The organism is Nonomuraea sp. SYSU D8015 (assembly GCF_008065375.1).
Lineage (GTDB): Bacteria > Actinomycetota > Actinomycetes > Streptosporangiales > Streptosporangiaceae > Nonomuraea.
Genome location: NZ_VJYI01000006.1, coordinates 455,862 through 469,450, shown reverse-complemented (window position 1 = coordinate 469,450; position 13,589 = coordinate 455,862). Strand labels below are relative to the sequence as shown.

Here is a 13,589-nt window from a genome sequence, read left to right as displayed (position 1 = left end):
CGCGCGTCTAGCGCTTCCTTCTGTGGCGTCCCGCCATCCGGCGTCCCACCGCAAGTGTGACCGGAACCGCGCCGGACGTCATCAGGCCGAACGCGACCAGCGCGGCCTGGGCCCCGCCGACGGTGAGCCGGGGCACCTCGCTGGGGACCTCGTCGTCAGGCGTCTCCGTCGGGGGCGTGGACGAAGGCGTGGTGGGAACCTGGGAGGGCCGGCTCGTGGGAGAGCCGGCGGTCGGCGTCGGGGTGGGTGAGGACGGCGGCCGGGTGCCGTCCGGGAGATCGCCGCTCATCTGGGGCTGGGGCGTCTCGGTCGGGGTGGGGGTCGGCTTCCTGGTCTTGCGAGGGGTCTTGACCGGGGTGGGCGTCGGCTTGGGCTTGGTCGTGACCGTCTTCGTGGGCTTGGCGGTCGTCGGGACGACGGCCGGCGGCGGCGCGTGGCTCGTCGAAGCGGTCGGCGTCGGCTCCGGCTCCGGCGTGGTCCCCTCGGGGGTGGGCGACGGCTCCTCCGTCTCCGGCGGCTCCTCCGTGACGGCCGCCTCCACGGTCGGCGTGACCCGGGTCGTCTGCGCCTGGAGCACGGGCTCGTCCGAGGACGAGGTGGAGATGATCACGACGGCGGCGACCAGCACGCCGACGGCGACCGCGCCGAGGGCGATCTTCGTGGAGAGCTTGCTCATGACGCGGACCGGCGCGTCGAACCGCGTCTCGGCGAGCGACGTGTGCGTTTCCGCGGGGTCCTGGAGCGGGCTCGGGAACAGCAGGACCAGCAGGCCCGCGAGGGCGGCGAGGCGCCGGCGGCCGCGCTCCTCCCAGTCGGGGCCGTACCCCTCGGCCGCGACGGCCTCCAGTTCGGTCAGGAACGCCTCCGCCGACGGCGGCCGCTCGGCGGGGTCCTTGGCCAGGCCGCGCTCGACCAGGCCGTGCAGGGGCGGGGGCACCGACTCGACCGGGATCGGCGCGATCTGGTGCTGGCGGGCCAGCGCGGCCAGGTTGGTCGCCTGGTAGGGGCGGGTGCCGGTGAGGCACTCGAAGAACACCACGGTGGCGGCGTACACGTCGGTGGCGGGCCCGGCGGGCGTGCCCGACCACTGCTCGGGCGCCATGTACGGCGGGGTGCCCGCGGCGTCGGCCTCCTCGCCCGCCCGGACCGCGATGCCGAAGTCCACGAGCTTGCTGGTGCCGTCGCCCTGGACCATGACGTTCTCGGGCTTGAAGTCGCGGTGCACGACGCCGATGGCGTGCGCGGAGGCCAGACCCTGGAGCGAGCCCTTGAGCACGGCCAGCGCGGCCTCAGGCCCGGTCGGGCCCTCGGATCTGAGGATCTCGCGCAGCGAGACGCCGTTGATCAGCTCCATGATGATCGCCGCGCCCTGGCCGGACTCGACGTAGTCGATCAGGCGGGCGTGGTACGCGCTCTGCAACGTTCCCAGCAGCCGGGCCTCGTGCCGGAAGCGGGCGACGAAGCCCATGTCGGACCTCAGTTCGTCACTGAGGTATTTGATGGCCACCTCGACGCCGTCGTGGTCGCGCGTGGCCAGCACGACGCGACCGGCGGCTCCCGAGCCGAGCTCGCGGACCTCGGTGTAGCCCGGGACCCCCCACTGCCCGTCACCGTACATACGGTCTCCTCTGGAGTTGTCTGGGCCCCCACCCGCATCAAACGGTCCGTAGCTTAACCAGAGAGAACCGCAGTCCCGCTACCGATATCCCAATAAGTCTGAATTGCGAAGTTAGTCGATCTTGTTGGGCTCTTCCGAAATTTCGGGTTCGGGGGACTTCGGCGGCTCTTCCTCGGACGGGCACTCGGCGGTCGTCCCACTGGCCGTGTCGCCGCCGCCGGCCGCCGCCGGGTCGGTGGAGGCCGTCACCGACCACCTCGTGCCGCACGGGAGCCGCTTGACGGGGAGGGTGAAGGTCCTGACGTAAGACGTCGCGCCGGACAGCGCCTCCGACCGCGTGTCGCCGACCTCGCCGGCCGAGAACGCGACATTGAGCCGTACCGGCTGGGTGGTCGACGTGAGCACCCGCACGGTCGCCGTGAGCCCGTCGCCCGCGCTCGCCCGGACGATGGACACCTGGCGCACCTGCGGCGGGCAGGGGACCGAGGCCCGCGCGGTGGCCGTCCTGCCGCCCGCGGTCACCTTCACCGACAGCGTCGAGCCGCAGGGGCGGGACCTGAAGGCGTGGGTGAGCGTGCGCGTGTAGGAGGTCCGGCCGGACAGCGTGGCCGTGCGGGTGCCGACCGGGTCGCCGTTCACCGCGAACTGGGCCTCGACCGGGATCTCGGCGGTGCCGCTGGCCGTCACCCCGATCCGGGCGTGCGCGGCGCGGGCCGGCGCGGCCGGCACGTCGAGGGCGACGCGCAGACCGGTCACCCGAGTCGGGCAGGGCGGCACGGACACCGAGGCCGTCCTGGGGCCGCCGGGCGCCGCCGGGGAAGTGGTGAGGGTCAGCGTGACCGTCTTGCCGCACGGTCGCTCCCCCATGGACCAAGTGAGGGTGCGGGTGTAGGCGGTGGAGCCGAGGAGGCGGACGCGCTCGGTGCGGCCGTCCGTGCCGGAGGCCGTCCACGCCGCGGTGGCGGTGACGGGGGCGGTGCCGTCGGCGCGCACGGCGATCGTCGCGCGGGCCACCCCGTCCTCGTTCACCGTGAGATCGCCCACACTCGCCCCGAGCACGGACGTGATCGGCGACGGAGTGGTCACCGTGGGCGTCGGGGTGGGGGTCGGCGTGGGGATCGGAGTGGGGGTCGGACTCGGAGTCCGCGTCCGGATCCGGGTCGGAGTGGGGGTCGGGGTGCGCGTCCGGGTCCGGGTCGGAGTGGCCGACGGCGCCGGGGTCCGGGTGGGTGTGGCCGACGGCGTCGTGGCGGGGTCGGTGGCGGTCGGCGGCACCGCGAGCGAGGCGGTGGGGCTCTCCTCGGGCAGGACGGCCTCAGGCGTGCTCGGCGGGTCCGTCTCCGGCGCGCCCTCAGGGCTGCTCTCCGGGCTGCTCTCGGGCGTCGCCTCCGGAGTCGTCGGCGTGACCGAGGCGAGCTCCGGGGTGACCTGCGACGGCGGCACGGCCGCCGCCGCGCCGATCGGCCCCGCGGGCGGCCGCTCCCTGTTGGCCAGCACGACCACCGCCGCCACGGCCACCGCCGCCGCCAGTCCGCCGCCCATCGCCACGCGGGCGGCGTTCGAGCGCAGCCCGCGGAACACCGTCCTGGCGAACGACGTGGACACCTCGGGCGTGGCCGCGGGCGGCGTGGGCAGCAGCAGGGCGAGCAGGGCCACCAGCGCGGCCAGCCGCCGCCTGCCCCGCTCCTCCCAGTCCTCCCCGTACGCCGCCCTGGCCGTGGCCTCCAACTCGGCCACGAACGCGTGCGCGCTCTCCGGCCGCCGCGCCGGGTCCTTGGCCAGCCCTCTGCTGATCAGTCCGCGCACCGGCTCGGGCGCGTCATGGAGCGGCACGGGGGCGTACATGTGCTGGTAGCCGAGCACGCTCGGCTCGGTCGAGCGGTACGGCCGGTGCCCGGTCAGGCACTCGAAGAAGACCGCGGTGGCGGCGTACACGTCGGTGGCCGGCGAGGCGGGGCGCCCCTCCCACAGCTCGGGCGCCATGTACGGAGGCGTGCCCTCGGGGTGCCCGGCCGACCCCTGCCGCACGGCGATGCCGAAATCGACGAGCTTGCTGACCCCGTCCTCCCTGACGAGCACGTTCTCGGGCTTGTAGTCCCGGTGGACGACTCCGAACGCGTGCGCCCTCGCCAGGCCCAGCAGCGAGCCCTTCAGCACTACCAGCGCCGCCTCAGGCTCGGTCGTGCCGTTCTCGCGCATCAGGGCGCGCAGCGAGACGCCGTTGACCAGCTCCATCACGATGCAGGCGCCGCCGGCGTCCTGGATGTACTCCCACATCGTGGCGATGTGGGGGTCGCGCAGCGTGGTCAGCAGCCGCGCCTCCGCCTGGAACCTGGCCACGGCCGCGTCATCGCGGAGCAACTCCGCCGAGAGATACTTGATCGCGACCTTGACGCCGGTCTCGTTGTGCACGGCCAGGACCACCCGCCCGCCGGCGCCCGCGCCGAGCTGCTTGATCTCGGTGTACCCGGGAGCGCTCCACTCCATATGCCTCTCCCATCAGGAGTCGGCCCACCTGATGAGACGTGCGATCAAGGAGTCGGGTTTGCCAGGTGGTACCTGATTCATGGAACTACTCCCGACGGAGGATGTGAACAGGCGGTTCGATACCTTCTGGGAGCGACGGATCCGGCTGCGGTTCGCCCCACGCGGTGACCAGCGGCAGCACCCCGGCCCATACGGGAAGGGCGTAGTCCTCCTCGTCGTCGATGGGCGCCCCGCGCCGGATCTTTACCGACGCCTCCTCCAGCGACAGCGCCAGCACGGCCGTGGCCGCCAGCTCCTTGCGCGTCGGCGGCCTGACGTAGTCCCACTGGCCGGGCGCGAGCTGCTCCGTCACGGCCCGCAGCCCCGTCAGCCGCTCGTCCTCGTCCGTCACGAGCCTGGCCCGGCCGTAGACGATCGCCGAGCGGTAGTTGACGGAGTGGTGGAAGACCGAGCGGGCCAGCACGATGCCGTCCAGGTGCGTGACCGTGACGCAGACCTCGCCGCCGTCGGCCGCGCGCAGCGACCTCGCGCCCGTGGAGCCGTGCACGTAGAGGGTGTCGCCGACGCGGCCGTAGCCGGTGGGCACCACCATCGGGTGGCCGTTCACGACGACGCCCAGGTGGCAGATCAGGCCGGTGTCGAGCACTTCGTACAGGTCGTTCCGGTCGGTGCTGCCGCGTTCCTTCGAGCGGCCGAGCATGGTGCGGGGTGTGGTGGAGAGCGGCATGATTCGACCGTAGCCGCGAAGTGGACCTATCCTATAGGGCCACTATTGCCCTCTTCTCAGGGACCACTTTCGTGCGCACCTCTGTTGACCTGCCGGTTTCCCTGTCACGTGAGTCGGCCGACCCGCTCAGCGCGCAGCTCGCCGACTGGCTGCGCCGCGCCATGCTGGACGGCACGCTGACGCCCGGCGAGCGGCTGCCGTCCACCCGGGCCCTGGCCGCCCAGCTGGAAGTGAGCCGGACCGTCGTCACGGAGGCGTACCAGCAGCTGTACGCCGAGGGATGGCTGGACGGGCGCCACGGCTCCGGGACGTTCGTGGCCGACATGGAGGCGCCTACACCGCCCCGCGAGACGCCTCCCCCGCCCCCGCCTGCCCGTCCCGAGGCCGGGATCGACCTCACGGCCGGCCAGCCCTGGGTGCGCGACTACGACCACGCGGCCTGGAAGCGGGCCTGGCGCAAGGCCGCCGACCTGCCGCCCGTCGCCTCCCCCGACCCGTACGGCCTGCCCCGGCTGAGAGAGCTGCTCGCCGACCACCTCCGCCGCGCCAGGGGCATGGCCGTCGGCCCGGAGAACATCCTGGTCACCAGGGGCACCGGCAACGGCCTCGACCTGTGCGCGCTCGCCCTGCTCGGCCCCGGCACCCGCGCCGGAGTCGAGGACCCCGGCTACCACGTGGCACGGACGGTGTTCGCGGCCCGGGGCGCCGAGATCGTGCCGTGCCCGGTGGACGAGGACGGCGTGATCGTGGACGGGCTGCCCGGCGATCTCCGCGTGCTCTACACCACCCCGGCCCACCAGTACCCGCTGGGCGGACGGCTGCCGATCCCGCGCAGGGAGCGGCTGCTGGCCTGGGCGAGGAGCACGGGCGCGACGATCGTCGAGGACGACTACGACGCCGAGTTCCGCTACGACGTCGCCCCGCTTCCCGCCCTCTACGGCCTCGACCCGTCGCGGGTGGTGCTGCTGGGCACGCTCTCCAAGACCCTCTCGCCCGACGTCGGCGTCGGCTGGCTGGTCGGCGACCCCGCGCTGGTCGCCGAGATCGCCGGCCTGCGCCGCACCGTGGCCGACCGCACCAGCGGCCCCGTGCAGCAGGCCGTGGCGACCCTGCTGGAGCGCGGCGACCTGGACCGGCACCTGCGCAGGATGCGCCTGGAGTACTCCCGCCGCCGCGCCGCCGTCGTGGAGCTCCTCGGGCCCGTCTGCCGGCTGCGCGGCGACACGGCCGGCCTGCACCTCCTGGCGGAGCTGCCGGAGGCCGTGGTGCCCGCCGTGATCGAGCGCGCCAGGGAACGCGGCGTCCTGCTCGACTCCACCGGCCGCCACCACCACGGCCGCGAGCGGCTGCACGGCCTGGTCATCGGGTACGGCTCCGCGTCGCTCGCGGACGTCCGGCGCGGCTGCCGGATCCTGGCCGAGCTGATCGCATCTGAGTACCAGGCCCCGCGTCCCTCTGAGTAGCGGTCCCCTCGTGCCGTGACTGCCCGGGGAGCACGCTGGGGGCATGAAATGGTGGTTGCTGCTCGTCTCGCTGATCGTCACCCTGATCACCGTCTGGCTCGTCCTCTACGCGGGCGTGCCGCTGGCCACGCTCATCTCGCTGGGCTTCGGGGCGATCTGCCTGCTCTGGCTGGTCGTCGTCCTGACCGTGCCGTGGAACCTGTGCTTCGCCGCCCGCCACGTGGTGCACGAGATCCAGGTCTCCCGGGAGGCGGGCATCGAGGTGGCGCGGCACCGCGAGGACGAGGCCAGGCACATCGCGCGCCGCATGCTCGTCCTCGCGATCTCCGGCCACGTCGTGTCGGCAGCCGTGATCGCGATGATCACGTACTTCTCCGGTGCGCAGATCGGTTACTACTTCTCCGGCTTCTACCTGCTCGCGACCGGCTTCCGCCCGATCGGGGCGTACACCTCGCACCTGCGCGAGCGGGTCAGGACGCTCGGCGGGGAGATCCGCTATCCGCGCGCCGACGTGGTCTCCCTGCATGAGCAGGTCAAGGCGCTGGAGACGGCGGTCCACGAACTCCAGGACGGGCTGAAGCAGACCGGCCAGAACCTGGCCGTCGCCCGCCATGAGCTCGAGCAGGCCGACCACGACCTGAACCGCAGGATCACCCTCATGACGCGGCGCTTCGACGAGACCGTGGACGGGCTCGGCGACCACCAGGAGATCATCACAGGGCTGAAGGCGTTCCTCCGGATGATCCGCACGGACGCTCCGTAGGGGGCTCCAGGTCGCGCAGGACCGGGAAGGAGCGGTGAACGTAGCTCGGGTCCACAGGGAGCACGTGACGGGCCCACCAGCGCGCCGGAGCGGGGTCGGGGGACGCCTCGGTGAAGTCGGGGGCATAGTCGTCGTACGGCGGGTCGTACAGATAGCCGGTCGCCACCCCGTGCCGCTCCAGCTCGGCGATGGCCGCGTCCCGGTCGCGCACCAGCAGCGGGACCCGGAACAGCGGCTGGTCCAGGTGGTCGCGCACGGCCGGCGCGACGGTGGGGAGCCCGGCCAGCCGGGCGACGCCCGCCAGCCTGCGCCCGCGGTCGGCGGCGACCTTGGCCAGGCGCCTGGATTGGTACCAGAGGGCCGGCCGGCCGCGGCGCGCGCGGTAGTCGTGCAGGTCGGCGCGGACCCAGGGGTCGAAGGGCGGCAGCTCGGGGGCCTCCTTGAGCGCCAGCGTCAGCTGCTCGGGGTCGAGGGCGATGCGATAGCCCTCGCGCTCCTCCTGCATGCCGAGGGCTCGCATGAGCGCGAGCGCCGGGCGTACGAGGCCGAGTTTGAGCGCCGCCTGGCGGGCCATCGAGGTGGCCACGCTGATCAGGTCGGCCTTGAGCGAGCCCGGGGCGAGCAGCTCGTCTCGCGCGCGGGCCAGGGCCCGCAGGTCGGACTCGCGCTCCACGGCCAGCACGCCGCCCGAGCCCGCCGCCGGGTGCTTGGAGAGGCTGAAGACCGCCGCCTGGCCGAACGTCCCCACCGGCCGGCCGCCGATGCTCGTCTCCATGGCGTGCGCCACGTCCTCGATCAGGATCTTCCCCGCGTAGGCGGGGGCGTCGTCGGGGAGGCCGTACAGGTTGGTCGTCAGGACGGCGTCGACCGTGCTGAGATCCACGCGCGAGGCGTCGATGTTGCCGTCACGGGGGGACAGCGGCGCGATCACGGGGCGCAGACCGGCCGCGAGCACCAGGAAGAGGATCTCGTCGGCCGAGATGGGCGACATGAGCAACCGCTGCCCGGGCGTGCACCAGTGGCGTAGTGCCAGGTAGAGGCCGAGACGGTTGGACGGTAGCGGCAGGCAGTGACGGCCCGTGCGCTCTGCGATGACGTTCACCGCTGTATGACAGTACGGAACCGCCCGTAGGTTTTCAACGCCTTGTCAGCCGTCTTGAGCAGCAGCGGGTTGGCCATCACCGTGGCCCGGGTCTTGCGCACCGGCACCCGCATCATCCAGTGGAAGCCCGCCGCCGGGCTGGCCGTGGCCACCCGGCCCTCGGCCACCTCGAGCTCGCCGTTCTTGAGCTTCTCCTTGTATTCCTTGTCGCCCCGGCCCATGTCGATCACCTGGATGCCGGAGGCGGCGGCCCGCTCGGCCATCGCCAGGTGGTGGATGAGGCCCGGGGAGTATTTGGCGTAGCGGGTGTCGTAGGCGGGGAACCAGCCGGCGAGCGTCGTGCGGGTGCGCACCCCGAAGTGGCCGGCCACCGGCCGGTCGTCGACGTAGACCATGTCGAGCACGCCGGCGAAGGCGTCGGTCTGGGTCGCCAGCAGCCGCTCGACGAGCTCGACGATCCACCGGTGCGCGAACCTGTCGGTGCGCCCCGTGCGCCGGTATTGATCGGTCTTCCAGCCGAGCAGCGTGCGCAACGGGCCCACGTCGGTGATGGCGTAGTCGTGGCGCAGCGTGCCGGCGTCGCGCTGGAGCTTGCGCGACTTGGCCAGCGTGCTTTTGTACGTCTTGCCGGAGTTTTCCTTCAGCGTCGCGGTGTAGCGCTCGTAGCCGTCCCGCAGATCGATGATCGGCGACGGGTAGCGGTCGTGCCGGTCGCTCAGCAGCGGCTGCCCGGACACCAGGTGGTCGAACTCGTAGACCGCGAGCCCGCAGGCCTTGATCAGCCGGCGTGCGTCGATCTCGAGATCCTTGGCGTGGACCAGCCCTTGCGCGTCGGTCAGCCCCGCGGCGACGGGTCTGCCGATGCCCATCGGATGTCGCTCGAACGGGAAGAAACCGACGATGTCAGGGCCCTCGTAGAGGACGGCGACCTGGACGACCTCTCGGAGTTCGCCCACGGTGATCGTGAACTCCGGAGACAGGAAGGGGTTGTCGAAGGCGGGGCTCGACTCCTGCAGAGCCCGCCAACGGCTCACTTCGTTGTCTCCCAGCTCTCGGGGGAGGGCAAGACTTACGCGCATGGGCTCCCACTGACGGCATGCTCGGGTTCCAGCATGCTGGCAGACATGTATTTACCCAGGGTAAGGGATCTCGCCAATGGTCATCCACGCAGCTCCGGAACGTTACAGAACTGGCAGCTGGTTTTCAGGACCGAGTGACGTTCTAATGTTTGTCCATGACCGTACCTGGCATTGACCGGCCCCGCCTGGTCGCGTGGATGGGCCGGAACGTGCCCGACGCGGGCGAGCTCCAGTCCGTCTCCCTCATCTCCGGTGGCCGGTCGAACCTGACCTATCTGGTCGAGGCGCGCGAGCGCCGGCTGGTGCTGCGCCGCCCTCCCCTCGGCCACGTGCTGCCCACCGCGCATGACATGCGGCGCGAGTGGCGGGTCATCTCGGCCCTCGCACCGACGCCCGTGCCGGTGCCCGAGCCGGTCGCGTTCTGCGGCGACGAGGACGTGATCGGGGCGCCGTTCTACCTCATGGGGTACGTGGAAGGCGCCGCCGTGCGGACCAGGGAACAGCTCGGCGACCCGCCGCCGGAGCAGGCGCGGCGGCTGTCGGAGCGGCTGGCCGAGGTGCTGGCCGCCATCCACGCCGTGGACTACCGCGAGGTGGGGCTGGGCGACTTCGGGCGGCCCGAGGGGTACATGTCCCGGCAGCTCGACCGGTGGTGCCAGCAGTGGGAGCGGTCGAAGACGGCCGACCTGCCGGAGTACGACCGGCTCGTGGAGCGGCTGCGGGAGCGGCTGCCGGCCGAGACCGCGGGCACGCTGGTGCACGGAGACTACCGGCTGGACAACACGCTGATCCGGCCCGGCGACATGGAGATCATGGCGGTGGTGGACTGGGAGATGTCCACCCTCGGCGACCCGCTCGCGGACCTGGGGCTGACGCTGACGTACTGGCACGATCGGGGGGACGAGGAGCGGGCGACGATCCCGGTGGCGGGGGACGTGACGGTGGCGCCGGGGTTCATGAACGCCGCCGAGTTCGCCCAGCACTACACGAAGGTGTCTGGGCGTGATATTTCGGATCTTGGGTTCTATGTGGCCTTCGGTAACTTCAAGCTGGCCGTCATCGTGGAGGGTATCCACGCGCGCTTCCGGCAGGGTAAGACCGTGGGGGAGGGATTCGACCGCATCGGATCCGCCGTACCGACGTTGGTCTCCCGCGCGCACCGCATGCTCGACCAGCCCTGAACGTCGTCACCAGGATCCGCAAGGAGCGAGCGCCATGAGCACAGTTGCACTGATCACCGGAGCGGCGAGCGGCATCGGCGCCGCCACGGCGCGGCGCCTGTCGGCGGGCGGCGTCAGGTGCGTCCTCGTCGACCTCGACGCCGAGGGGGTCGAGCGGCTGGCCAAAGAGGTGGACGGCGCGTGGCTGGCGGCCGACGTCAGCGCCGAGGAGGCCTCGCTCGAGGCCGTGGCGCTGGCCGAGCGGCGCTACGGCCGGCTCGACCTGGTGCACCTCAACGCCGGGATCAAGGGGGACGTCGACGTCACCGACTTCGACCCGGCGCGCTACCGCCAGGTCGTGGGCGTCAACGTGGACGGCGTGGTCTTCGGCGTACGCGCCGCCGTGCCGCTGCTGGTGCGCTCCGGCGGCGGCGCCATCGTCGTCACCTCGTCGCTGGCCGGCCTCGTGGGCTACTCCGGCGACCCGATCTACACCATGACCAAGCACGCCGTCGTCGGTCTGGTCAGGGCCCTGGCCGAGCCCTTGGCGGCGCGGAACGTCCGGATCAGCGCCGTCTGCCCCGGCTTCACCGACACGCCCCTGGTGGCCGAGGCGCGGGAGCTGTTCGTCAACGCCGGGTTCCCGCTGCTGACGGCCGAGGACGTGGCCGCCGCCGTCGAGTCCGCCTTCTACACCGACACTCCCGGCACCCTCCTCATCGTCCAGCCGGGCCGGCCGCCGGTTCCGTACCGCTACGCCGGAGTTCCCGGCCCCGCGGGCGGACAACTGCCGCCTCGCGTCGATTGATGGCAAGTCGCTTGCAAGAGGGACGACTAACGTAAAGAGGGCTGGGCCACGACTCAGCCTCGGTTACGTCCGCGACCCGTGAGGAGCCTTCAGTGATCCCGACCGACGGCCGACACGCGCGCCGACGATCGCCCTGGCCGCTTGCACTCGGAGCAGGAATCCTCGCGGTCGTCCTAGTGGCGGGCATCATGGTGTACGCCTCCGTTCGATCCAAGCCCCGCACCGCGTTCGTCGGCGGCGAGGTGGCCACGAAGGTGCCCACCTCGCCCGCGCCCGAGCTGGAGCAGCCGCCGGCGCTGGAGAGCTGGCCGCGCTGGGGCGTCACGCACACCCAGTTCAGCGCCGACAACGAGCCGCAGGACGTCGTCGAGCAGGCCAGGGGTGTGCTCGGCCGGGTCCCGATGCTGCAGAACCAGCACATCATGGGCTGGGGCGTCGGCAACCCGGAGCCGAGCCCGGGCCAGTTCTACTTCCGCGACCTCGACCGGCGGCTCAAGTTCATGGCGTCGTCCCGGGCGGTGCCCGTGATCACGCTGTGCTGCGCGCCCGACTGGATGAAGGGCGGGCAGGCCGGCCGCACGGACTGGAGCAAGAACCACACGGTCGCCCCCGAGCCCGAGCACTTCGACGACTTCGCCAAGCTGGCCGTCCAGGTGGCCAAGCAGTATCCGACCGTCAAGCACTACATGGTGTGGAACGAGTTCAAGGGCTTCTGGGACCCGGCCACGAACCAGTGGGATGCCAGGGGCTACACCGAGATGTACAACAAGGTCTACACGGCCCTCAAGAAGGTGAACAAGGACATCCAGGTCGGAGGGCCGTACATCCCGGTCGAGAGCAACGCCCGCTCCCCTCGCCCCTCTGAGCTGAAGGGCCCGTGGGGAACGATCGACCAGCGGGCGCTGGAGGCCATCGAATACTGGATCGCCAACAAGAAGGGCGCCGACTTCATCGTGGTCGACGGCGCCTCCATGACGAACGACAAGGGCAACGTCCCCGACGACTTCGCCGCGCAGGCCAAGTTCAGCGCGATCACGACGTGGCTGCGCGAGAAGAGCGACAACCTGCCGGTGTGGTGGGCCGAGTGGTACGTGGAGCCGGAGAACTCCGGGTGGTCGGAGAAGAAGCGCACGGCCGTGCAGGCGACGGCCCTCATGGAGTTCGCCAGGAGCGGCGTGACGACGGCGCTCTACTGGAACCCGCAGCAGAAGGAGGCGGGCGAGTGCGCCGGCTGCCTGTGGGCCCCGAAGTCCGGCGACGAGATGCCGATGGCCGGGCTGCTGAGCGGCTTCACGAAGTGGTTCCCGTCGGGGGTGGCGTTGGCCGAGGTGCAGTCGTCCGACGAGCGGGTCAAGGTCCTGGGTCAGGAGCGCCAGGTCGTGATGGTGAACACGTCCGATGAGCAGGTGACGGCCACGGTCGACGGCCGCCAGGTCACGCTGGCGCCCTACGAGATCAAGTGGTCCGGCAGGGGCACCTGAGATTCCGCGCGAGGGGCTGAGGCCCCTCGCGCTAGCCGAAGACGGCGGGTGGGGGGACCGGGGCTAACACCGCATCGCCGTCCTTGATGGGGCGCGCGCCGGCGATGAAATTGCTCAGCGCCTCCCCCTGCACGCACCTGGCCTGCGTCAGCCCGCCCGCCGCCCGCCGAGTGAGCAGGTCCACCGGCAGGTCCGTCCGCGACGCCGCCACAATCAGGTTGCCGAAGCGCCGCCCCCGCATGATCCCCGGCTCGGCCAGCAGCGCCACGTGCCGGAAGGCTTCGGTCACCGTCGCCAGCAGGCGCTTGGCGAAGGCCAGCCCCTTGCCGTCCGCCATGTTGATCAGCAGGGTGCCGTCCGGGCGCAGCACCCTGGCGATGTCTCCCATGTACTCGGTCGTGGCGAGTTCCACCGGCATCGTCGCCCCCGTGAACGCGTCCAGCACGACCAGATCCGCCGAGGCGTCCCACACCTTCGCCGTGCCCTCGCGGCCGCCCTCGACGATGACCTTCAGCCGGGGCACCGAGCGCAGGTCGAGCTGCTGGCGCACCAGGTCGACCAGCAGGCCGTCGGGCTCGATCACGATGTGCCTGGAGCCGGGCCGGGTGGCGGCGACGTAGCGGGGGATCGTGCAGGCGCCGCCGCCCACGTGGACACAGCTGAGCGGACCCTCGTCGAGGAGGTCGATCACGTCCGCCATGAGACGGACGTATTCGAATTCCAGAAATGTCGGGTCTTTCAGATCAACATATGACTGAGGTACGCCATCCTTGGACAGCACCCAGCCGTCCTGCCTGTCCAGGTCCCGGAGGAGTTCGACCTCGCCGAACGTCACCGGATACAGGCCAGGCATCGGTTGCCGCTGTCCACGTGTCACGCTGATCCCTCCTGGGAGAAACGG

11 protein-coding genes are annotated in these 13,589 nt (G+C 71.6%); 5 read left to right on the top strand and 6 right to left on the bottom strand.

Translation table 11 applies throughout. The annotated features are described in order from the left end of the window. Nucleotides 1-7 precede the first annotated feature (7 nt). The 3 genes from ID574_RS27375 to ID574_RS27365 all read right to left on the bottom strand — a co-directional run bounded on the left by ID574_RS27375 (nt 8) and on the right by ID574_RS27365 (nt 4,832). Nucleotides 8-1,618 (bottom strand): serine/threonine-protein kinase, encoded by a 1,611-nt coding sequence (locus tag ID574_RS27375; protein WP_188191820.1) that lies wholly within the window; start codon nt 1,616-1,618, stop codon nt 8-10. 111 nt (nt 1,619-1,729) lie between these two features. Then, nucleotides 1,730-4,105 carry a serine/threonine-protein kinase gene (locus ID574_RS27370; RefSeq protein ID WP_188191819.1) on the bottom strand — a complete coding sequence of 792 codons (2,376 nt, stop codon included), beginning with the start codon at nt 4,103-4,105 and terminating at the stop codon, nt 1,730-1,732. Between the two features lie 85 nt (nt 4,106-4,190). Beyond that, entirely contained in the window at nt 4,191-4,832 is a 642-nt protein-coding gene (locus ID574_RS27365; protein ID WP_188191818.1) for a pyridoxamine 5'-phosphate oxidase family protein, read from the bottom strand. 71 nt (nt 4,833-4,903) lie between these two features. Between ID574_RS27365 and pdxR the strand changes: the two genes are divergently transcribed. Together pdxR and ID574_RS27355 are read left to right on the top strand one after the other, a co-directional pair. Next, nucleotides 4,904-6,295, top strand: coding sequence for a MocR-like pyridoxine biosynthesis transcription factor PdxR (pdxR, locus tag ID574_RS27360; RefSeq protein WP_188191817.1), 1,392 nt, complete (start codon nt 4,904-4,906; stop codon nt 6,293-6,295). Nucleotides 6,296-6,338: 43 nt separating this feature from the next. Continuing rightward, complete coding sequence (locus ID574_RS27355) at nt 6,339-7,058, top strand: hypothetical protein (RefSeq protein ID WP_188191816.1); 720 nt, start codon at nt 6,339-6,341, stop codon at nt 7,056-7,058. Here ID574_RS27355 and ID574_RS27350 read toward each other — a convergent pair. Both ID574_RS27350 and ID574_RS27345 read right to left on the bottom strand, forming a co-directional pair. Then, a complete protein-coding gene (locus ID574_RS27350) occupies nt 7,009-8,160 on the bottom strand; it encodes a DegT/DnrJ/EryC1/StrS family aminotransferase (protein ID WP_188191815.1) in 1,152 nt (383 codons plus the stop codon). The genes ID574_RS27355 and ID574_RS27350 overlap by 50 nt on opposite strands. Continuing rightward, nucleotides 8,157-9,194: a GNAT family N-acetyltransferase gene (locus tag ID574_RS27345; protein WP_223167102.1), complete on the bottom strand. Its 1,038-nt coding sequence runs from the start codon at nt 9,192-9,194 to the stop codon at nt 8,157-8,159. The genes ID574_RS27350 and ID574_RS27345 overlap by 4 nt, the downstream gene beginning before the upstream one ends. A gap of 200 nt (nt 9,195-9,394) precedes the next feature. Here ID574_RS27345 and ID574_RS27340 point away from each other — a divergent pair, with 200 nt between their 5' ends. The 3 genes from ID574_RS27340 to ID574_RS27330 all read left to right on the top strand — a co-directional run bounded on the left by ID574_RS27340 (nt 9,395) and on the right by ID574_RS27330 (nt 12,688). Beyond that, on the top strand, nt 9,395-10,420 hold the full coding sequence (locus ID574_RS27340; protein ID WP_188191813.1) for a phosphotransferase family protein: 1,026 nt from the start codon (nt 9,395-9,397) through the stop codon (nt 10,418-10,420). A gap of 34 nt (nt 10,421-10,454) precedes the next feature. Then, the gene (locus tag ID574_RS27335) at nt 10,455-11,207 is read left to right on the top strand and encodes an SDR family oxidoreductase (RefSeq protein WP_188191812.1); all 753 of its coding nucleotides are present in this window, start codon (nt 10,455-10,457) and stop codon (nt 11,205-11,207) included. Between the two features lie 188 nt (nt 11,208-11,395). Next, nucleotides 11,396-12,688, top strand: coding sequence for a glycoside hydrolase family protein (locus ID574_RS27330; RefSeq protein WP_223167101.1), 1,293 nt, complete (start codon nt 11,396-11,398; stop codon nt 12,686-12,688). A gap of 31 nt (nt 12,689-12,719) precedes the next feature. On the opposite strand, the gene ID574_RS27325 is transcribed toward ID574_RS27330, so the two are convergent. Continuing rightward, entirely contained in the window at nt 12,720-13,565 is an 846-nt protein-coding gene (locus ID574_RS27325) for a spermidine synthase (RefSeq protein ID WP_336245545.1), read from the bottom strand. Between the last annotated feature and the right edge of the window lie 24 nt (nt 13,566-13,589).

Bases quoted from the DNA above. Each gene is read 5' to 3' on its own strand.
- ID574_RS27375 (WP_188191820.1), bottom strand. From the start codon at position 1,618: ATGTACGGTGACGGGCAGTGGGGGGTCCCGGGCTACACCGAGGTCCGC.
- ID574_RS27370 (WP_188191819.1), bottom strand. From the start codon at position 4,105: ATGGAGTGGAGCGCTCCCGGGTACACCGAGATCAAGCAGCTCGGCGCG.
- ID574_RS27365 (WP_188191818.1), bottom strand. From the start codon at position 4,832: ATGCCGCTCTCCACCACACCCCGCACCATGCTCGGCCGCTCGAAGGAA.
- ID574_RS27355 (WP_188191816.1), top strand. From the start codon at position 6,339: ATGAAATGGTGGTTGCTGCTCGTCTCGCTGATCGTCACCCTGATCACC.
- ID574_RS27340 (WP_188191813.1), top strand. From the start codon at position 9,395: ATGACCGTACCTGGCATTGACCGGCCCCGCCTGGTCGCGTGGATGGGC.
- ID574_RS27335 (WP_188191812.1), top strand. From the start codon at position 10,455: ATGAGCACAGTTGCACTGATCACCGGAGCGGCGAGCGGCATCGGCGCC.
- ID574_RS27330 (WP_223167101.1), top strand. From the start codon at position 11,396: ATGGTGTACGCCTCCGTTCGATCCAAGCCCCGCACCGCGTTCGTCGGC.